At 39.0% G+C, this 20,018-nt stretch carries 20 protein-coding genes and 1 pseudogene; 3 read left to right on the top strand and 18 right to left on the bottom strand.

What is annotated here, in order from left to right; all coding sequences use genetic code 11:
• Positions 1–86 precede the first annotated feature (86 nt).
• Complete coding sequence (locus tag D5F11_RS06990) at positions 87–290, bottom strand: hypothetical protein (RefSeq protein WP_120115348.1); 204 nt, start codon at positions 288–290, stop codon at positions 87–89.
• A 133-nt stretch (positions 291–423) separates the two neighbouring features.
• Here D5F11_RS06990 and D5F11_RS27285 point away from each other — a divergent pair.
• Positions 424–830, top strand: a pseudogene (locus D5F11_RS27285) (IS256 family transposase); the annotation flags it as partial.
• A 195-nt stretch (positions 831–1,025) separates the two neighbouring features.
• Here D5F11_RS27285 and D5F11_RS06980 read toward each other — a convergent pair.
• From D5F11_RS06980 to D5F11_RS06945, 9 genes are all read right to left on the bottom strand, one after another.
• Positions 1,026–1,751: an ABC transporter ATP-binding protein gene (locus D5F11_RS06980; RefSeq protein WP_120115349.1), complete on the bottom strand. Its 726-nt coding sequence runs from the start codon at positions 1,749–1,751 to the stop codon at positions 1,026–1,028.
• Positions 1,751–2,518 carry an ABC transporter ATP-binding protein gene (locus D5F11_RS06975; RefSeq protein ID WP_120115350.1) on the bottom strand — a complete coding sequence of 256 codons (768 nt, stop codon included), beginning with the start codon at positions 2,516–2,518 and terminating at the stop codon, positions 1,751–1,753. The genes D5F11_RS06980 and D5F11_RS06975 overlap by 1 nt, the downstream gene beginning before the upstream one ends.
• Position 2,519: 1 nt before the next feature.
• A complete protein-coding gene (locus D5F11_RS06970) occupies positions 2,520–3,545 on the bottom strand; it encodes a branched-chain amino acid ABC transporter permease (RefSeq protein ID WP_120115351.1) in 1,026 nt (341 codons plus the stop codon).
• 15 nt (positions 3,546–3,560) lie between these two features.
• Positions 3,561–4,484 carry a branched-chain amino acid ABC transporter permease gene (locus tag D5F11_RS06965; protein WP_244862180.1) on the bottom strand — a complete coding sequence of 308 codons (924 nt, stop codon included), beginning with the start codon at positions 4,482–4,484 and terminating at the stop codon, positions 3,561–3,563.
• 72 nt (positions 4,485–4,556) lie between these two features.
• Complete coding sequence (locus D5F11_RS06960) at positions 4,557–5,738, bottom strand: ABC transporter substrate-binding protein (protein WP_120115352.1); 1,182 nt, start codon at positions 5,736–5,738, stop codon at positions 4,557–4,559.
• Positions 5,739–5,756: 18 nt separating this feature from the next.
• Positions 5,757–5,909 carry a hypothetical protein gene (locus D5F11_RS26080; RefSeq protein ID WP_185830544.1) on the bottom strand — a complete coding sequence of 51 codons (153 nt, stop codon included), beginning with the start codon at positions 5,907–5,909 and terminating at the stop codon, positions 5,757–5,759.
• A 40-nt stretch (positions 5,910–5,949) separates the two neighbouring features.
• A complete protein-coding gene (locus D5F11_RS06955) occupies positions 5,950–7,062 on the bottom strand; it encodes a cupin domain-containing protein (protein ID WP_120115353.1) in 1,113 nt (370 codons plus the stop codon).
• 166 nt (positions 7,063–7,228) lie between these two features.
• Positions 7,229–7,723 (bottom strand): DinB family protein, encoded by a 495-nt coding sequence (locus D5F11_RS06950; RefSeq protein WP_120115354.1) that lies wholly within the window; start codon positions 7,721–7,723, stop codon positions 7,229–7,231.
• A gap of 3 nt (positions 7,724–7,726) precedes the next feature.
• The gene (locus tag D5F11_RS06945; RefSeq protein ID WP_120115355.1) at positions 7,727–8,659 is read right to left on the bottom strand and encodes a fumarylacetoacetate hydrolase family protein; all 933 of its coding nucleotides are present in this window, start codon (positions 8,657–8,659) and stop codon (positions 7,727–7,729) included.
• 157 nt (positions 8,660–8,816) lie between these two features.
• Here D5F11_RS06945 and D5F11_RS06940 point away from each other — a divergent pair, with 157 nt between their 5' ends.
• Entirely contained in the window at positions 8,817–9,584 is a 768-nt protein-coding gene (locus D5F11_RS06940) for an IclR family transcriptional regulator (protein WP_120115356.1), read from the top strand.
• Between the two features lie 438 nt (positions 9,585–10,022).
• Here the strand turns inward: D5F11_RS06940 and D5F11_RS06935 are convergent, their stop codons facing one another.
• Positions 10,023–11,405, bottom strand: coding sequence for an amidase (locus D5F11_RS06935; RefSeq protein ID WP_245998104.1), 1,383 nt, complete (start codon positions 11,403–11,405; stop codon positions 10,023–10,025).
• Positions 11,406–11,422: 17 nt separating this feature from the next.
• Positions 11,423–12,736, bottom strand: a complete 1,314-nt coding sequence (locus tag D5F11_RS06930; RefSeq protein ID WP_120115357.1) for an MFS transporter — start codon at positions 12,734–12,736, stop codon at positions 11,423–11,425.
• Between the two features lie 247 nt (positions 12,737–12,983).
• Between D5F11_RS06930 and D5F11_RS06925 the strand changes: the two genes are divergently transcribed.
• Entirely contained in the window at positions 12,984–14,690 is a 1,707-nt protein-coding gene (locus D5F11_RS06925) for a sigma-54 interaction domain-containing protein (protein WP_245998103.1), read from the top strand.
• A gap of 88 nt (positions 14,691–14,778) precedes the next feature.
• Here D5F11_RS06925 and D5F11_RS06920 read toward each other — a convergent pair whose 3' ends face one another.
• From D5F11_RS06920 to D5F11_RS06895, 6 genes are all read right to left on the bottom strand, one after another.
• On the bottom strand, positions 14,779–15,882 hold the full coding sequence (locus tag D5F11_RS06920) for a glycerol dehydrogenase (RefSeq protein ID WP_120115359.1): 1,104 nt from the start codon (positions 15,880–15,882) through the stop codon (positions 14,779–14,781).
• Positions 15,883–16,041: 159 nt separating this feature from the next.
• Positions 16,042–16,653: an NAD(P)H:quinone oxidoreductase gene (gene wrbA, locus D5F11_RS06915; protein ID WP_120115511.1), complete on the bottom strand. Its 612-nt coding sequence runs from the start codon at positions 16,651–16,653 to the stop codon at positions 16,042–16,044.
• A gap of 168 nt (positions 16,654–16,821) precedes the next feature.
• Positions 16,822–17,427 (bottom strand): alpha/beta hydrolase, encoded by a 606-nt coding sequence (locus tag D5F11_RS06910; RefSeq protein WP_120115360.1) that lies wholly within the window; start codon positions 17,425–17,427, stop codon positions 16,822–16,824.
• Complete coding sequence (locus tag D5F11_RS06905; RefSeq protein WP_120115361.1) at positions 17,428–18,372, bottom strand: ring-cleaving dioxygenase; 945 nt, start codon at positions 18,370–18,372, stop codon at positions 17,428–17,430.
• Positions 18,373–18,409: 37 nt separating this feature from the next.
• A complete protein-coding gene (locus tag D5F11_RS06900; RefSeq protein ID WP_120115362.1) occupies positions 18,410–19,018 on the bottom strand; it encodes a flavin reductase family protein in 609 nt (202 codons plus the stop codon).
• A gap of 21 nt (positions 19,019–19,039) precedes the next feature.
• Positions 19,040–19,978: a ring-cleaving dioxygenase gene (locus D5F11_RS06895; protein WP_120115363.1), complete on the bottom strand. Its 939-nt coding sequence runs from the start codon at positions 19,976–19,978 to the stop codon at positions 19,040–19,042.
• Between the last annotated feature and the right edge of the window lie 40 nt (positions 19,979–20,018).

Genomic DNA, 20,018 nt, shown 5'->3' with positions numbered 1-20,018 from the left:
AAAATTCATATTCTTCCATTAAACTGTTCCTATAGTTAAAGAAAAAAACAGGATTTTAATCAAACTTTATTTTAAATTATCAATCTTTATTTTAAATGAACAGTAGTATGCACTAAAGGGTATTTTCTTTTGAATCCATGATCAAATGCGCCTTGGCGTATTTGATCATGGATTTTATCGAGCTCCGCTCGATAAATTTCCTCTGAAAATCTGTGGCATCCGCCGGAGGCTTTAACTTTATTCAGCCGGGGTTTGAAACCCCACTGAATGGAATGCCAATATGCATTCATCTCACCACTTACAGAAGTGGGAGACTTCTGCTGAATGAAGTTAAAAGGCGAGATGATGTAAAGTACTAATATAGTTTTTTAATTTTGAGATAAGAAAGAGCCTTACTACATTTTATTATAGTAAGGTTGTTAAAAGCTTCTCTCCATTAAGGATTATAAGTCTTTTACCAAATTTTTAAAATAGGTATATGGTACACCTTGTCAAAGCACCTTTGAATCCTTTCAACAACAATGGGCTGCCTACCCAGGACCGATTGATGTTTGGACAAAAAATTTCCACTATGTTAAGCAGTTCTTTGATTATGGCAGTGCTACTCGTAAAGTGATGTATACAAAACAATGCAGTTGAAAGCATCCGTTCTAGTTTCTGAAAGGTCACTAAAAAAGGAGCATTACCCAACCATATTATATTTGCGTATCAAAGAACTGGAAACTAAATGGGAAGGTGGCCATATCCAAAATTAGACAATGGTCATGAACCATCTTCTCCTCCATGCTAACCTTAAAGATCGGGTTTTAAAATATCTTGAGTGCATTTGAACTTACACACTTTATTGCCCCCCCCCTTTTAGCCTGGGATTCACTTACCTGTTTCAATTTTTGACATTTATCAATTGCAGCCTCACCCATTGCAATTAGATTTTGCCAATATTGTAATCAGTTCACTTTTCTCCATCTGATAAAATCTGAGCAAAAAAAGGCACCCCATAATCTATGGAGGAGCCACAAATTGAATTATCCCGTGGCCTTTATCCCCAAGTAAGCTGATTTCACAAGCGGATTCGTACTGACTTCGTCTCTCGGACCGTTCATAATAAATCTGCCTTGATCCATGACATAGGCACGGTCCGCCACTTTCAAGGCAGCTCTTACATTTTGTTCAACCAATATGACCATTGTACCCATTTCACGCTTGATAATCTCCAAGATATCTAGTATTTCCGCTACAATTTTTGGCGCAAGTCCCATCGAAGGCTCGTCCAGTAAAATAATTTTTGGGTTGGACATTAACCCTCTGGCGATGGCCAGCATTTGCTGTTCTCCACCACTTAAGTTTCCACCCAAATTATCGAAATGTTTCTTCAATCCCGGGAACATTTCTTGCATTTTTTCCATGTTTTTATTTACAAGATTTTTGTCTTTATAATATTTTGTATAAATGCCTAGAAGAAGATTTTCTTTCACTGTTAAATTAGGAAATACTTGCCGCCCTTCAGGGACCAAGCTAAGTCCCTTCCCCACGACTTTATAAGCCGGCAATCCGCTGAGTACCTCATCGAAAAGGGTTATCTTCCCCTCTAATGGCTTACACAATCCAGCCAGTGTATTTAACAGTGTACTCTTTCCTGCTCCGTTTGCCCCGATAATGGAAATAATCTCTCCTTCATTCACATGGAAATCCAAGGAATGGAGGATCTGTATTTTATCAATGCTTGTTGACAAATTTTTAACCTGGAACATTATATCGCCTCCTCACCCAAGTAGGCACTAATAACGTGTTCATTATTTTGGATTTCACCTGGAGTGCCTTCGGCAATTTTCTTTCCAAAATCGAGTACTACTATTCGATCGGCGATTTCCATCACAGTTGCCATTTTATGCTCAACAAACAAAAAGGAAGAGCCCTTCTTTTTTAAATCTTTAATATAGCCAGCCATGATACTGGTTTCAAAATCGTTTAAACCGGCCATTGGCTCGTCGAGCATGATTAATGCCGGATTATAAACAATGGCTCTCGCAAACTCAAGTTTCTTCTGTTGTCCGTATGATAGTTGCCCGGCTTTTTCCAATAAAAGATCACCAAGACCGACCATTTTTAATGCTCCACTTGCCATGCGATAGGCTTCCTCTTCAGCTTTTTTGATGACAGGCAGTCGAAAGCCCGCACTAAAAATATTTGATTTTGTTTGAACAAACGTACCCATCATCACATTCTCCAAAACGGTCATGTTGGTGAATATTTGTAAATTTTGAAACGTCCTTGAGATCCCGAGGTGAGCCAATTCAAACACCTTTTTTCCAGTTAAGCGTTCCCCTTTATACAGAACTTCCCCTTGAGTCGGAGAGATATAGTTAGAGATCATATTAAACAATGTGGTTTTACCAGCACCATTTGGACCAATGACAGCCATGACCTCCCCTTCTCCCAATGCAAAGCTCACATTATTCACTGCTGTTACTCCGCCAAACCGCTTGGTTAATTCTTTTACGTCTAGAAATTTATTCATTTTACACCCCTTTCTCAGAAGTAACGCTCTTTTTCATACGGTTTTTAATCAATACATTACTTCTTAAACGTTCAAAGACACCAACCAAACCTTTAGGCATAAAAATCATGACCAAGATAATAATTAATCCGTAAAAAACGATCTCAACTTCCCCGCTTACATTTAAATAATTATGTGCAATAAACCTGATGAACTCATTTAAAAACATGATGGCCGTGGTGCCAATGATTGCTCCCCAAATAGAATGGACCCCGCCGACCATTACCATAACCAGCAACAATATGGAAAAAGTGATATAGAAGGTTGGCGGAGCTATAAAGTTGATATAATGGGCATATAAACTTCCTGCCAATGAAGCGTACGCTGCACTAATCGAAAAAATCATCACCTTGTATTTTGCTGCATTTATCCCCAAAGTCTCGGTTCCGATTTCACTGTCATGTATACTCCGCAACAAGCGGCCGATACTGGAGCGAATAATATTCATTGAAAACAAAATGACAAGGAAAGCAATTCCCCAGAGGAAATAATAGAAATACAGTTGATTGCCAAGATCAATACCAAATAGCGACAAATTTGGAATCCCGACCAATCCGCCAGCTCCTCCCGTATACTCACTTAATCCTAGCAGCAATATATATACAATGACGTTAATGGCGATTGTAGCAAGAGCTAATATATGTCCCTTTAATTTTAAAACTGGGATGCCGATGATGTAGGCTAAACAAAAAGTTACAACCATTCCAATAAGCATGGCCCCCCAAGCAGACATCTCGTACTTGGTTGTGAGGACTCCCGAAATATAAGCACCTATGCCAAAAAAAGCAGCATGTCCAATCGAAATTTGCCCAGTATACCCAATCAAAAGGCTGAGTCCGACTGTTATAATGGAATAAATACCAATCAAAATGAACAGTGTAAAAAGGTACTGCGATGAAATAAAGATGGGAGAAAGGAAAACGATTCCAAGAAAAACAAGAAGCTCTCTCCAGCGACTTCCATATAGCATTGTCTCAATATTTTTCACGACGTTTCCTCCTCTCTATACCCGTTCACCAGTGGCTCTTGCGAATAAACCTTGTGGTCTAAAGAACAATACGAAAAGTAAAACCCCAAATGCAATCGCATCACTATAATATGTTGAAATATATCCGCCTGAAAAAGCTTCAATGACACCAAGGAGCAAACCACCCAAAACTGCCCCTGAAATACTATGCATGCCGCCAAATATCATGGCAACGAAACCTTTTAATCCGATAAAAAACCCCATCTCGTATGTTGCATCTGTCAAGGGAGCCACCATAATGCCTGCAATCGCACCTAAAGCTGCGGCCAGTGTAAAGGCTAATGCAGACATTGAACTTGTATTGATTCCCATAAGACTTGCTGCCTGCGGGTTTTTTTCACTTGCCCTTAAAACCGAGCCTAGAAAAGTTTTGTCGAAAAAATAATAGAGAAGAAGCAAAAGCAGGATAACAACAGCAAAGATCCAAATACTTTGAGGGTTTATCACCGATCCTAAAAATTTGATGGACGCCATGTCTACAATTGGCTTAAGCGTTTTGGGAGAAGTTCCCCAAATAATCATCCCCATTCCCTTTAAAAAAATGGACAATCCGAGTGAAATCACAATCAGGGTAATAGTGGATGCATTTCGTGCTGGATAAATGGCCAATCTCTCTACTCCAAAACCAATCGTGGCAGTAATAAAAATGGCACTGAAAACGGCTAAAATTGTTGGCAGCCCCAGATTCACAAGGGTAATACAGGTTAAAGCTCCCACCATGGCAAATTCCCCTTGTGCCAAATTTAGTACACCGGTCACATTATAAATGGTAACAAATCCTATAGCGAGCAAAGCATATATGCTCCCAACCGTTAAACCAGTTATTAAATACTGCAAAAATAAATCCATAAACTGTGCTCCTTTCAAAAGACCTATGACAATGACAGCTTGTCTTGTCATAGGTCTCCCTTTCAAATACTCTTTTCGGGAACGGTTCAGATAATTATGGTTTTGAAACCAATAACCTCTTATTTATTGGCCGTTATATTTCCATGTGTTGTTTTCAATACTCAGGACTGAAATACCATCAGCCTCTGGACTGGCTTGGGTTTCTGCAAAATGAAAGGTTCCGGTAATCCCCAAATATTCACCCAAATCTTTTTGTAAATAGTTCTGTATATCTTCAGAAGTCGTGTTCCCAGCTTTAATTGCCTCAATGACCACATTTACCCCGTCAAGAAGGTGTGCCGCAAACAAATCTGGTTCGCCGCCCGAGAATTCATCCGTATATGCGTCTCTAAATGCCAAAAGCTCTTCTTTTTGCTTTGAGTCCTCCAGCTGGTCTACTACACTTAATTTACTTCCGATTACCATCACATTTTCGTTATCGTCTTTCACTTGATCAAGGAATCCCTGGTTAGCAGCGGCTGTGCTTTGAATCATTGGAATATCAAAATCCAATGATTTAAAATTACGGGCGACCACACCTGCTGCAGGGGTTCTGGACCAAACGATCACGGCTTCGGGTTTAGCATCTCGAATTTTTGTCAATTGAATGGTCATATCCGTTGCTGTTGCATCAAATTCTTCATGAGCAACAATTTCTATATTATTTTCTTTCGCTAGCTTCTCAAAAGCTGGTAAACCGGTAACGCCAAATCCATCAGAAGCATTGATCCATCCAACTTTGGAAATATTATTCTTTTTTAAGTACTCAACAATCGGAGTACTGATAACAGTTGTACTGTGCGACATACTATAAACATACTCACTGCCTGATTCAATTGGCGCCACTGTCATTAAAGGAATTTTGTTCTCAATCGCTTTCGGCATAATGGCCATCGATGTACTGGATTGTGTTGCTCCAACAACAGCCGCTACATCTTCCGATAGTAATTTATCCATAGCGACAACTGCCTTTGTATCATCGGTTTCATAGTCATGTTTGATAATTTTGATTTTCTTCCCATCAATTGGCCCTGCTTCATCCAACTGCTTTTGTAAAAGCTTGACCGTATTCGCTTGGGAGCTTCCAAGGGTGGACGCAGGGCCTGTTTCAGCAACTATGACGCCAATTTTAATTTCATCACCATTTTTAGCATCTGATCCGTCTTTAGCACTGCTACTACTTTGATCAATTCCGCAGCCAGAAACGACCAACATACATACTAAGCTTAAAATAAGTATCCATTTCTTTTTGTGCCACTCTCTCATGTGCAAAACCCCCTTATTTTATATCAAATGCGCCTTGGCGTATTTGCGCCCAGATTTTATCGAGCTCCGCTCGATAAATTCCTCTGAAAATCTGTGGCATCCGCCGGAGGCTTTAACTTTATTCAGCCGGGGTTTGACCCCCCACTGAATGGAATACCAATAGGCATTCATCTCACCACTTACAAAAGTGGGAGACTTCTGCTGAATGAAGTTAAACCATGACGGGCTTAAATTCTGATTTTACTTCCTGATAGCCATTATTTGTATCAAGCTCCTGCTTCTTCTCCAAACCGAATTTCTCTAAGATTGGCAAATCATTCGTTTGGAAGAGGTACGTATCTTCTTCTGCGATATGCTCATGCCATGCCCAGTTTGGCACGACGAAGTAGTCGCCTTTTTCCCAGTCAAAACGGACGCCATTAATAACCGAATAACCTGAACCTTCATGTACATGGTATATGGATGCATGGGTATGGCGATGTGCCTTCGAATGGAATCCTTTCGGCAGCTTTTGCATCCAAGCAGCAATGGTCGGACACGCTGTTTGACCGTTTGAAGGATTGATAAACTCGACTGCATAACCGTCAAACGGATCGGGCTCAAACCTGCTCAATCCTTGGATAGCAGCTTCGGTTTGCTTCCACTTAAAGTTTCCGAGCGGTGCCTTCTTCTTATAGCGGTCCCCAATTGGACGAACCATTCCGCCTTCATAGCGCTGCTGCGAATAGTTATCCGGTAAAGATGGCTTTTCAAGTTTATCTGGATACGGCTCAAAAAATGTTCCGCCAAGATAGTAGATTGTCGGAATATCCAGGCAGTCCATCCAAATCATCGGTTTATCTCCAGGGTGACCATGCCCATGCCACAGTCCATTAGGTGTTGTCAGAAAGTCGCCTCGTTCCATGAACAGACGCTCACCTTGCACAATAGTGTAAGCTCCTTCTCCTTCCATAACAAACCTTAATGCATTTTGGACATGACGGTGAGAAGGCGCCTCTTCCCCAGGCAAAATCAATTGCACGGCTGCGTACAAGGTTTGAGTTGTAGATGCCCATCCCCAAGGTTTACGATAATTCAACCCAGGATTCTGCAAATAAATTGCACGACGCTCACCACCGCGTTCTGGTGTAAAAATCTCAGTTGCTTCCATCAATTTTTTGTAGAGAAGATCGTGTTTCCATAAATATGCCTGCGCATGAGGTTCAGGAGTATGTTTCATTAAATCAGGGATTGCATTCCAAAGTGGTCCAAGGTGATACTGTTCTATATCTTTGTTAAAATCTTGGACCAAAGAGCTTTCAAAAAAAGAATTTTTTTCAGCCATCATAATCTCCCCTTTTATAGAAGTTGAACAAAGGATTTGCGATTTATTCCGGATCGAATTGAACATGTACAACATTCTCCGAACTTCGAATAGTATTTTCATATTCCGGACAGTATTGCCGAACTTCGGATAGTATTTTCATATTTTATATTATTTGAATTCTCTTTTACTTTAACTTGGATAAATTGCGTTGAATCTGTCCGTTGTGTCCTTGGATATGCCCGACAATAAGCTTATTAACAATAAACTGTACAGGTTTTCCATCAAAGTTCGGGTTGCGGCTAGGAGCAATAATTTGGAACTGTTCATCAGTCAATGTGCTTAAAGTTTCCTCAGTTTGGGTTGGAATCTTCTTCAGGTCCTCAAAGACTTTATCCACCGGCAAGCTATCTACAGCCTTTGCGTCTACAGCCTTCAGACGAATTTTATTCGTGTGGTCCCTTCCCCATACATCTTCAGGACTTTGAATGATTTGACGGATTTCCCCAAGCCAGAAAGGAATGGCTTCAGCTACGTGTGCAACCACTTGCATGATGGACCATTCTTCTTCAGAGGGCTTCCAACGGATCGTATCCTCAGGAAGTTCCTTTACAGTGTTCAACATCTCCTCAATTGCAGCTTTTACATCTTGAATGGCTTGCTGATGAAACTCACCGGCCATGATTTATCCCTCCACTTTTCTCACTTTGTTCTCAAGCACGCCTACTTTATCAACTTCAATGCGTACAACATCCCCATCTCTCAAAAATGCTTGCGGCTCTCTCGCTACCCCTACTCCTCCTGGTGTACCAGTCAAAATGACATCTCCTGGTTCAAGCGTCATTAATTCTGATAGGAACTCTACGAGGCGCTGCACAGTAAATACGAGATTCGCAGTGTTGGAACGTTGTCTCTCTTCTCCATTAACAGATAATAAAATTTCAAGACCAGCTGGATCAGTCAACTCATCAGAAGTAACAAGCCAAGGACCCATTGGCGCAGTACCGTCAACCGCTTTTCCTTGCAGCCATTCGATTGTACGACGTTGGATATCCCGATATGTAACATCATTAACAATCGTGTATCCTGCAATATAATCAAGTGCATCTTCCTGAGATACATTCTTAGCGCGCTTTCCCACAACAAATGCAAATTCTGCTTCATAGTCAAGCTGTTCAGAAATTGGATAAAAAGGAATGTCATCTTCCGGACCAACAATTGTATTAGCAAATTTCGCAAAAAGAACCGGATGTGAAGGCAATTCACGCCCCATTTCCAAAATATGTTCACGATAATTATGGCCAACACAAATCATTTTTCCAGGGTTTGTTACAGGTGCGCCCACTTTCACATCTGTTTTATCAAAAACGAGCTGAACAGCACTTTCATTATTCAAAGCAAATTGGACAGATTCTTTGGCAAGCTCCAAGCTCTCCTTCCCACCTTGTAAGAACCCTTTCATATCAGTCGGAATATATGCCTCGGAAATTTTCTCAGCTCTTATTTTCCCTTCAGACTCCAATTTCGCTTTTAAAGCAGCATTCAAATCGATGACTTGTTCTCCTTCAACAGCTCCGATTCTCGTTAAACCATTTTGTGCAAAAGTGACTAGCTTCATTTTACCCTCTCCTTTTAATTCACTTATAGATAACATTGTTCTCTTTAATAAAATTTATCGTATCCGCTTTCAATTGTCAATATTGAAAAATAACAATTGGACAGATTTATAAATCTATGACATGATAAGTCCAAAAGTTTAAAAGGGGTTTTGGGAAATGGACAAAAATAAAACGATTCCTGTCATTCAGTCATTGCAAACAGGAATCGGCATACTTGAGTTATTTATTAGCGAAGACCGTCCTCTGAAGTTTTCCGAAATCCAGGAACTCACGGGAATCACAAAAAGCAATTTGCATAAATACTTAAATACGTTAACCATTACAGGATTACTTTATCGTAACAAGGATCATGGTTATTACCAGCTTGGAAGTAAGTTAATCGAATTTGGAAATGCTGCCATTGGGAGCTTCGATTTAATACAGCAGGCAAGCCAGTTCTTAAAAAAGATAAGCCGGGAGTTGCAGCTCACTGCATTGCTGAACGTCTGGACGCATGATGGCCCTGTCATTGCAAACATATGGAACAGCCAACCAGGGCTTAATATAGGTGCACAAATCGGAACTCGGCTGCCTATTCTCTCATCCGCTGGAAAAGCCTATGTAGCGTTTAAGGATCATGCTGAGGTTAAAGAATGGACACAAAGAGAACTTAAACATTTAACAGCCGAATCGAAACAACAGTTAGAACGTGAACTGCCAAACATACAAAAAAACTACTTTTCATATGCGGCAGAACCGCTAATAAAGCATGTCTCCTCTTTCAGCGTTCCGATACTCGACTATAGAAATGATATGCTCGGCTGCATTACTATCGTCGGCTTTACGCATCTCATTCCCAGTTCGCATGATGATAACATGAGTTCTTTTGTTCTTGAACAGGCATTTGAACTTTCGGAAAGCTTCGGCTGGAAAAAAAAGGATTAGATGTTTATCTAGCTGTCTGAACTCATTTCATTTGTTCCTATAAAACTGCTATTCCTGTGAGCATACAGATGGAACTGATACGTAAACCGTTCCAAGTTCCATTGCTCGCATTATCCCCAATCAGTGAATTGTCCTCAATTTTAAAGAATCATTTACTCTGTCATCTATTTTTCTTGGCGGAGTAAATGATTGCCTCTAATGTCTCGCATTACATTTTATATAGTATCGTTATAATAGGAAACCTACTTTACTTTACTTTTCTTTTCTATAACACTTTTTGCTTATAATGAAATGACACATTGGAACTGCGGGGATCAACCTTCCAGCTTAAGGTAAGTAATCAAAAAAGAGCATCCTCTTTTGAGGATGCCCTGTTTAGAATATTGGATTTGCATGTAAAAGAGCTGATAAAAAATTGGGATGTCGCCCAAATTTTTACTATATTGCCGAAAAATGAATATCCAAAGCTTCTTCCAACGCATCCCCAAACTGATATAAAATCGCCTCTTCTTCATGTTTAGCGATTAATTGAACACCGATCGGCAATCCGCTTTTCGCTTTTCCACATGGAATTGATAAGGATGGATTTCCTGTGTAATTCGTTAGAGATGTTAATCTTAATAAAGCATCTTGAACGGATTCTTTTGTATCTTCAATAACAATTTCACGTTCTCCTATATTAGGAGCTGTAATAGGAAGTGTAGGTGCAATTAAAACATCAACTTGACTAAATACTTCATTATATTGAGCAATTAACCTATTTCTTTTTAGTTGCGATAACGCATATTCATAACCTTTAACTCGTTGACTATTGACTAATCTTTGATAGACTTCTTCATCTATTTCATTTTTATGATTAATGATTGTGTCTACGTGTACAGCTGAAGCCTCTGATTTGATGGTGATGGATTGGGCTTCTGCTATTTCTTTCATTACAGGGATATTAACCTCTTTCACCGTTACTTGCATATCTTTTAATATATTTATACATTTATTCACTGCACTTTTAACTTCTTCTTCAACCCGATTAAAGTAGAAAGAATTGATTCCTACTGTCTTACCGCTAATTTTTTTGCCAATTAATCTTAAATAGTCTTCTTTATCCTTTTTTAACGAATAAGGGTCTTTTGAATCATATCCCGCAATAATATTTAATAAAATTGCGTTATCTTTGACTGTTTTTGTAATGGGACCAGTGTGATCCAGTGTATAGGCAAGTTTAAAAACGCCTGCTTTACTTACTAAACCAAATGTCGGCTTCATCCCGACAACCCCACATGCGGATGATGGAATACGAATAGATCCACCTGTATCAGTACCGATAGATATTGGCACCATATTAGCAGCGACTGCTGCAGCAGACCCACTGCTGGAACCACCAGACATTTTCTCTAGATTATGAGGGTTTCGACATGGGCCAAAATAGGAACGATCCCCTGTTGGACCATAGGCAAACTCATGTGTATTGGTCTTGCCAATGATGACCGCCCCTGCCGCTTTTAGCTTTTCAATCACCGTCGCATCAAGAGTTGGAATAAAGTTTTCATATATTTTAGAACCCATGGTTGTTCTTATTTTTTTCGTATAAACCAAATCTTTGATAGCTATTGGGATACCATGTAGCGGCCCTCTTATATTCCCCTCTGTTAATTCTTCTTCTAAAATTTTTGCCTGTTTTAATGCTTCATCTTCTGAAACAGTAATAAATGAATTATTCTTTGGATTTTCCTCATAAATCTTTTTTAAAGCTTGACTCACCAAATCAACAGGCGAAATCTCTTTCTTTTGAATCCGTTTACCAGTTGTAACAATATCCATCATCAAAAATCAACTCCTGCTTAAACGACAGCAATATTTTTAGGTTTTCTCTTACCGGGTTTTACAAATAGCATCGCTACCATACCGATCACAGAAGCAACTGCAGCTGCTGTAAACATAGAAGAATAGCCATAACTGATCACTAAAAATCCTGTTAGGGTAGGAGCAATAATCGTAGCAGTATTTGTAATGAAATGGGTAATACCGCCAAATGTACCTGCCTTACTCGGTTCTGTATCAATAATAACTGACCAGTAGACTGAGTTTGGTAAAGAGTTAAACGCATTTCCGATCGTCATCAATACCATGACACCTGCGATCGAATTAGCACTAGGAATTAACATAAAGCAACCTGCAGTTAATAATAACGAAACTACAGCCAGACCTGATCTGGCAATTCTTAAACTTCCTGTCTTCATTCTTAAATAATCCGAAAGTTTCCCGCCCAATAAAACTGTAAAACATGCACCGATCCATGGAATCATTCCTAAATACCATAAAGAAGATAATTGGAATCCGAATTCATCTTGTAAGTATTTCGGCGTCCATGTTAAAAGCAAAAAGTTAATATATTGAAATGCAAAGTATCCAATCGCATTAAAAACTAAAGTCGGATTCTTAAAAAAGTGAAACCATCTAATATCGCTTTTTTCTTCTGCTTTAACTAATTGTTCATCTGGAAGCAAATCACTCTGTGAACGAATTTTTTCCAATTCCTCTTTTGAAACTTTAGGATGTTCTTCAGGTAAGTTGGTGAACATCTTAGTCCAAATAATAACCCATATCAATCCTAAAGCTGCTAAGATGAGAAACATGACTTTCCAACTAGTGACTGATAAAAGAAATACTGCAACAGGAGCTGTAAGCATTGCACCGAGAGGCGTTCCTAACAAACCTAAAGAAACAGCAAAGCCTCTTTCTCTAGGTGTCGCCCAGTTTGCTACTGTTTTATTAATAGTTGAGAATGTTGGGCCTTCAAAAAATCCAAATAATATCCGGATAAATGCAAAACCGAAGAGGGCTGAACCTCCAAATAAAGCGATTCCAATTTCACCTGCAAAAGCAGTGGCCATAACAAAAATCGACCAACCCAAACCGATGATGATCCATACAAATTTTGGCCCTTTTTTATCAGCTAATGCCCCTCCAAATAGTGCTCCAAATAAATATCCGTATCCAAAATAACCTAATACAGCACCCCAAGCGATTGCATTAAAACCAAATTCAGCAATAATTTGCTCAGACGCATATGAAATGGCTCCACGATCAATATAGTTAATAATAACCATCAGAACCATCATGAACAAAATGTTATAACGATAACTATGCTTCATTCGTATAATCCTCCTCAATCAAACTAGATTTATTACTGTTTACTTCATCATCAATAAAAGCCTTTTCATTATCCCTCCTCTTGAATAAATACTAATTGCAAGTTTTATGCCACAATCCATTTGATCACAATTTTGCCTGCTAGTATTGCTAATGCATAAGATTCATTATATGATGATTTTAAAAAACATGCTTTTTCGCACGTTTATTATGCAAAAAAGCATGAAGTTGTGAGGGGGAAATATGGAAGTGTCTATAGAATCAGCCATCAATTCGTTGCGAACGGGCTATATTATGACAGATAAAAGTGGAAAAATACAATATATGAATAATAAAGGAGCTGGGCTCCTGCAGGTTGATAAAAATAAAATCATAACAAAGTCTATTTTCAGTTTAATTCCGGCCATGAATAAAAACATACTTTCTGATAAGGATCATTTTTTTTATGATGTCTATTATTCAAACCGTAAATTCTTCTTCAATTATTCTCCCCTTTATTCAGAGAAAAAAAATGAACTGATTGGCGGCTCATTTTTATTTAATGAAGAACAATATTATGAAGTCTTTTTAAAAGAACTAGATGCTTACAAAAATTTAAATAGTGATTTAAAAGCGATATTTGATATATCATATGATGTTATTTACGTATCAGATGAAAATGGAACCACACTTCGGGTTAGCTCGGCTTGTAAAAAGCTATGGGGAAAAGCGAAAGAAGAATTAATTGGAAAAAACGTATATGAACTTGAAAAGTCCGGGATTTATAAACCTTCCGTTACAAGACTAGTCCTGGAAAGAAAAGAAACTGTCTCTCTTATCCAAGAGACTCAAACAGGGAGACGTTTAATGGTTGTTGGCACTCCTATTAAAGATGAGAACGGGGAAATAACTAGAGTCGTTAATGCTTCTCGAGATATTACGGCTGTAGATCGACTGCAAACCGAATTAAATGAGACCAAACAATTGATGGAAGGTTACAAAAAAGAACTTGAATATTTACGAAGTAAAGCTAGCAAGAATAACGATATTGTATATCAAAGCATTGAAATGGAACGTGTTATTTCACTTGCCCAAAAAGTAGCAAACGTGGATTCAACAGTATTAATCTTAGGTGAAACTGGTGTTGGTAAAGAAGTAATAGCTAATTATATCCATTGCTCCAGTGAGCGTTCTGATAAACCTTTCATCACAATAAATTGCGGTGCTATTCCAAAAGATCTGCTTGAATCAGAATTATTCGGGTATGAAAAAGGGGCTTTTACAGGCGCAGCTAAACAAAAACGAGGTTTATTAGAATTAGCAAATAATGGAACGCTATTTCTTGATGAAATTGGCGAGATGCCGCTTACTCTACAAATTAAATTATTACGTTTCCTTCAGGAGCAAAAATTTACCCGAATTGGCGGGATAGAACAAATCAACGTAAATATCCGGATTATTACCGCTACAAATCGAGAATTATTTGAAGAAGTAAAAAAAGGCACATTTCGTGAAGATCTTTATTATCGTTTAAACGTTATTCCGATTAAAATTCCTCCTTTACGAGATCGTAAGGATGATATTTTATCTCTTATTCACCATTTTCTTCATGTCTTTAACGAAAAATATGCGCGGTCTAAAACATTTTCGAATGGTGTAATCGAAATACTGCAACAATATGATTGGCCTGGTAATGTAAGAGAACTGCAAAACATCATTGAAAGAATAGTCGTTTTAGCTGAAAACGACGTGATAGACAAAGCAGATTTAGATGCGTTTTTAATTCCAGTGGGGCACAGACACTCTAAAGATGTTGTTGTTAACAACATTATTCCTTTAAAAAAATGTATAAAAGCTACTGAAGATCAGCTGCTAAAATTAGCTAAACAGAAATATAAAACAGCTACTAAAATTGCCGAAGTACTCGAAGTAAATCAATCAACGATTAGTAGAAAATTAAAAAGGTTAAATGGGTGAACCTCCTCCAAATGAGGGGTTCACCCATTGTTTGAAAGTGTTATGCAAAAAAATCCTGCATGGGGCATGTCTTCCTTATATAGAAAGACTACCCCTGATAATCTTCTGCTAATGCATTGGCAGTAATGATGGCTTGATACACATCATCGGGAGTAACCGGATGCGGCATATTCTTCATCGTGTCCTCTTCTGAACATGCAGCTTCTGCTACTTGTCTCCATTCTTCTTCTCGAAATTCATCAAGGCCAAGATCTTTTAAAGTTAATGGCAAACCAACCTCTTTAATAAAATTGATAACCGTTTCGAGTTCCTCTTTTGGTGCACCTTCTAACACAAGTTGTGTTAGTAAACCAAATACTACTTTTTCACCGTGCTGTGTGCGATGAAGTGATGGAACAGCAGTCATTCCGTTATGAATGGCATGGGCTGCAGCCAAGCCACCAGCTTCAGCACCAACACCACTCAAGTAAATGGTGGCTTCAATTGTATTTTCAACCGCTGGAGTAGATATTCCCTGATCCACTGCAATTTTAGCTTGGAAGCCATATTCTAAGATTGTATCATAGCACATTTTAGCTAATCCCAATCCTGAAAGAGATGGTTTTAAATTCACTAAATTATCGCCATTTTTACGATAACATGCTCGTGCTTCAAAATAAGTGGCTAGGGCATCACCTATACCCGCTACAAAAAAGCGTGTCGGAGCTGCTGCTAAAATTTTCGTATCAGCTAATACGACATCTGGATTTGCCGGTAAGAATAAGTAACGATCAAAAGAACCATCTGTATTGTAAATAACAGCAAGTGCTGTACATGGCGCATCTGTTGAAGCAATGGTTGGGAAAATGACAACAGGTAAATGCTCATAATAAGCAGTTGCCTTTGCTGTATCTAGCGTTTTTCCACCACCAATCCCAACAATGACATTTGCGCCTGATTTTCTCACCTCTTCACGGTGTTTATCAATTTCTTCTTGAGTAATTTCATAATTAAACTTAACGAATTTACTTTGATGCCCTTCAGCTTCTAAAGACTTTCCAGCTTCTTCTTTTGCATTATCGAGAATAAACTCATCACATATAACATAAGTATAGTCGCCATATATCTTTGTATACGTTGACAATTCTTCTAGTAAGTTTTGACCTATGATAAATTTCTTCGGTGATGTAACGGATTTTGGTGTTTTAAACATAGAAAGTATGCTCCTTTTACCCGGGTCTTAACGTATTATTTACTCCAAACAAAGAAATATTACAGGAAATGTCCCGAAACCCACATCTCCAATCCATTTTTTCATATAAAAAAAGAGCAAATCGACGTTCGCATTTGCTCTTTCTGCAATCACAAAGGATTATTGATTACCTTTTTTAACCCATTCTGCAACAGTAACTGTACGTTTTGCTTGGTGTTTTACCGCCGCTTCAACATCCTCAACCATTTTTCCATCTTGACCGACTGTTACGCTTGTTCCATATGGATTTCCACCTGCTCCGAAGATGATTGGGTCTGTATAACCAGGAGTTGCAATAATTGCACCCCAGTGCATCATAGAAGTGTACAGGGATAATAAGGTAGCTTCTTGACCACCATGTGGATTTTGTGCTGATGTCATAGCGCTGACTACTTTATTCACTGTTTTACCGCTTGCCCAAAGTCCGCCTTGAATATCAAGGAACTGCTTCATTTGGGATGGCATATTTCCGAAACGCGTCGGCACACTAAAGATAATGGCATCTGCCCATTCAATATCCTCTGAAGTGGCTACTGGAACATCTTTAGTTGCATCGACTGTTGCTTTCCATGCTTCATTTCCTTCAATCACTGATGCAGGAGCTAATTCTTGTACTTTTAATACTTTTACTTCAGCACCAGCTTCTTTGGCTCCTTCTTCTGCCCACTTTGCTAGTTGATAGTTTGTTCCACCCATGCTGTAAAATACAACGGCTAATTTAACGTTTGACATATTTTCCATCTCCTTTGATTTTCCAAATAGTTTGCTCCAAAATCCCATCGTTAACACCCTTCCATTTCCAATTAATATATCTCGATATATGTTTTTGATTTATTTATGACATATTCATTCAGAATATGTACCTGCTGATCAGGAGCAACGAGGTCTATTCCATGACATTCATGAAAGGGTCGAATACCATTTACTAGCTGCTTCAACTTCACTAGCAGTCAATTGATGACCTCGATTTTCCCAATGAAGTTCAACTTGTGCATTCGCCTTTTCCAATAATGCTTGGAGTTCCAATGATTCGGTCGATGAGCAAATAGGATCGTTTGTTCCAGCTGCAATAAACACAGATTTTCCGGACAAATCAGGAAGCTCTACTCCCCTTCTAGGAACCATAGGGTGATGAAGAATCGCCGCTTTCAAAGCATCTTGATAATGAAATAATAAACTCGCTGCAATGTTGGCTCCGTTTGAGTAGCCAATAGCTATGATATTGTCTCGGTCAAACTCATATTTCTCGGAAGCTTCATCAAGAAATTCATTTAATTCCTTTGTCCGAAAAATAAGATCTTCTTCATCGAATACGCCTTCGGCCAACCTTTTAAAGAAGCGTGGCATCCCATTTTCCAAGACATTTCCCCGAACACTTAATACAGAAGCGTCCTCATCGATTCTTCCTGCAAGGGGCAATAAGTCTAGCTCACTGCCCCCAGTCCCATGCAATAATAAAAGTGTTGGTTTATGTTGATCTTTTCCTTTATTGAATATATGTTTCATTTATGACTCTCCTTCCAAAACACGAACCTCCACAGGAGGCAAGGTATCCTCCAATTCAGCTCGTTTTGACTCTAACCATGGCGGCAACATCAACTTTTCTCCCAGTTCAGTGACAGATTCATCGACTGAAAAACCTGGTGGGTCAGTCGCTATTTCAAAGAGGATTCCGCCTGCCTCATGGAAATAGATCGATTTAAAATATTTCCGATCTAATATTTCCGTTGGGTGATATCCCTTATCTTGTAAAAGCGATCGCCATCTTAGAAGTTGTTCTTCATTCTTTGCCCTCCAAGCTATATGGTGAACCGTTCCGGCTCCCATTAAACCTCGAACAGAAGGCGTAAGCTTAATATCAATTGTATTTCCAAGCTGTGATTCCGATTTAAATCTAAGAACCCCCTCTTGATCACCTACACATGTAAGTCCTAAAAAATCCTCAAACATTTCAGCCGTTTTATGGGGCTGTGCTGAAATTAAAGTAGCACCACTAAATCCTTTAATTGCCTGTTCTGGTTCAATGCCTGCAAAATTCCAATAATTAACTGGCCCTTCATCTCGTTCCACCAGCTCAACCTCTAAACCGTCAGGATCCTGAAAGCACAAATACGTTTCCCCAAAGCGAACGAATGTAAAGAACTTCACTCCAAATTTTTTCAAACGACTTTTCCAAAAGTTAATCGAATGTTTCGGAATCGCATAACTCGTCACTCCAACTTGCCCTTTACCAATGCGTCCTTTTAGTTGTTTATCCCATGGAAAGAAAGTAATGAGTGTTCCTGGTTCACCTGTTTCATTTCCAAAATATAAATGATACACTTCGGGACGATCAAAATTGATGGTTTTTTTTATAAGCCGCAACCCAAGTACTCCTGCATAAAAGTCAATATTCCTTTGGGCATCGTTTACCATTGCAGATATATGATGGATACCAGATGTTTTTTGCACCTTATCCCCCTCCTTTCCCTTATAATCGTACAGGGTTCTATTTTGGTCGTTCTATTTCAAACATCTCTCCGATTTTTGCATAATTAGCACCAGCTAATCGACTTACAGCCGCCAATCCTCTAGCATCAATTCTTCCATTTTCATAAAGGTCATTTTCAACATGGAATTGAACGACTTTGCCGATGAGCAAATCACAACCAGGCTGGTCTTTATCTCCCAATGCCAAGGAGTGCTCCAACATGCACTCCATGCGAATTTTTGCTTGTTTAACACCTGGTACAGCGATATGGGTACTCTCCACTTGTGTTAATTCTGCCAGCTCAATTTCACTCTCATAAGAGGGGAGATTGGCAGCTGTTTGATTAATTTTCTCAACATTTTGTTCATCCACCATATGAACGACAAATTCCCTCTTCTTTATAATGTTTCTAGCCGTATCCTTCTGTTTTCCACCAGAACGCTGGATGGATAAAGAAAGCATAGGAGGATTGGAAGAGACAATATTAAAATAACTAAAGGGAGCACCATTTAATACGCCGTCTTCAGATAAGGTCGTCACGAAAGCAATCGGCCTTGGTATAATACTTCCAATAAGAAGTTTATAATTCTCCCTCTCTGTATTGTTACGAGGATCAATAGAAAGCACTGAACTCATCCCTTTCAAACATTAGTCTAATTCTCGGACTTCGATCGGTATCAAACTACGTTCAAGCTGCTCTCTATAGTGTTCATATTGTGCAGGCAGCATTAATTTTTCTCCCATTGTTTCTTGTGATTCATCATGGGCAAATCCAGGAGGGTCTGTCGCAATTTCAAATAATATTTCTCCATACTCTCTGAAGTAAATGGCATTGAAGTAATTTCGATCCTGGACAGGGGTGACACCATAGCCATTTTCAGCAACATATTTCTGCCATTCCAGTTGATCATTGTCATCGCTCGCTCTCCATGCGATGTGATGAACGGTTCCAACACCCATTTGTCCTCTTTCTGTACGATTTACTTTTAGATCAATGATATTTCCAATGTCAGCTAAAGAACGGAATCGGCTATAGTCTCCTTCTTGACCTATCAATTCTAGTCCCATTACTTTTTCCAGCAATTCTGCTGTTTTTTGAGGCTGAGTTGAAAATAAAGTAGCACCGCCAAAACCTTTGATAGCAACATCTGGAGTCACCTCTCCAAAAGTCCACGAATTGTTCTCGCCTTCTTCCCGCTCAACAATTTCTAACTGCAAGCCGTGCGGGTCATCAAATTGTAGGTACTGTTCATTAAAACGTTCGCTTTTGCTAAAGGAGATATTGAATTTCTCTAATCTTTGTTCCCAAAACTTCATGGCTCCTTTAGGAACAACATAACTAGTCACACCTACTTGACCGTCACCAATTCTTCCTTGACGAGCTCCTGCCCACGGGAAGAAGGTAATGATTGTTCCTGGTTTTCCACCTTCATTACCAAAGTATAGGTGGTAAGTTTCTGGATCATCAAAGTTGACCGTTTGTTTCACTAAGCGCAAGCCAAGAACTCCTGCATAAAAATCTACATTCTCTTGCGGATGGCCTACAATAGCCGTAATGTGGTGAATTCCCATTGTTCTTTTAGTCATTTCTTTACCCTCCAATTTATTATGAAAGCTATGTTCACCA

The organism is Siminovitchia terrae (genome assembly GCF_003605405.2).
Classification (GTDB): domain Bacteria; phylum Bacillota; class Bacilli; order Bacillales; family Bacillaceae_C; genus Siminovitchia; species Siminovitchia terrae.
This window is presented reverse-complemented; position numbering and strand designations above follow the sequence as displayed.

Bases quoted from the DNA above. Each gene is read 5' to 3' on its own strand.
- D5F11_RS06990 (WP_120115348.1), bottom strand. From the start codon at position 290: ATGAATGCATATTGGCATTCCATTCAGTGGGGTTTCAAACCCCGGCTG.
- D5F11_RS06980 (WP_120115349.1), bottom strand. From the start codon at position 1,751: ATGTTCCAGGTTAAAAATTTGTCAACAAGCATTGATAAAATACAGATC.
- D5F11_RS06975 (WP_120115350.1), bottom strand. From the start codon at position 2,518: ATGAATAAATTTCTAGACGTAAAAGAATTAACCAAGCGGTTTGGCGGA.
- D5F11_RS06965 (WP_244862180.1), bottom strand. From the start codon at position 4,484: ATGACAAGACAAGCTGTCATTGTCATAGGTCTTTTGAAAGGAGCACAG.
- D5F11_RS06960 (WP_120115352.1), bottom strand. From the start codon at position 5,738: ATGAGAGAGTGGCACAAAAAGAAATGGATACTTATTTTAAGCTTAGTA.
- D5F11_RS26080 (WP_185830544.1), bottom strand. From the start codon at position 5,909: ATGAATGCCTATTGGTATTCCATTCAGTGGGGGGTCAAACCCCGGCTG.
- D5F11_RS06955 (WP_120115353.1), bottom strand. From the start codon at position 7,062: ATGGCTGAAAAAAATTCTTTTTTTGAAAGCTCTTTGGTCCAAGATTTT.
- D5F11_RS06950 (WP_120115354.1), bottom strand. From the start codon at position 7,723: ATGGCCGGTGAGTTTCATCAGCAAGCCATTCAAGATGTAAAAGCTGCA.
- D5F11_RS06945 (WP_120115355.1), bottom strand. From the start codon at position 8,659: ATGAAGCTAGTCACTTTTGCACAAAATGGTTTAACGAGAATCGGAGCT.
- D5F11_RS06940 (WP_120115356.1), top strand. From the start codon at position 8,817: ATGGACAAAAATAAAACGATTCCTGTCATTCAGTCATTGCAAACAGGA.
- D5F11_RS06935 (WP_245998104.1), bottom strand. From the start codon at position 11,405: ATGATGGATATTGTTACAACTGGTAAACGGATTCAAAAGAAAGAGATT.
- D5F11_RS06930 (WP_120115357.1), bottom strand. From the start codon at position 12,736: ATGAAGCATAGTTATCGTTATAACATTTTGTTCATGATGGTTCTGATG.
- D5F11_RS06920 (WP_120115359.1), bottom strand. From the start codon at position 15,882: ATGTTTAAAACACCAAAATCCGTTACATCACCGAAGAAATTTATCATA.
- wrbA (WP_120115511.1), bottom strand. From the start codon at position 16,653: ATGTCAAACGTTAAATTAGCCGTTGTATTTTACAGCATGGGTGGAACA.
- D5F11_RS06910 (WP_120115360.1), bottom strand. From the start codon at position 17,427: ATGAAACATATATTCAATAAAGGAAAAGATCAACATAAACCAACACTT.
- D5F11_RS06895 (WP_120115363.1), bottom strand. From the start codon at position 19,978: ATGACTAAAAGAACAATGGGAATTCACCACATTACGGCTATTGTAGGC.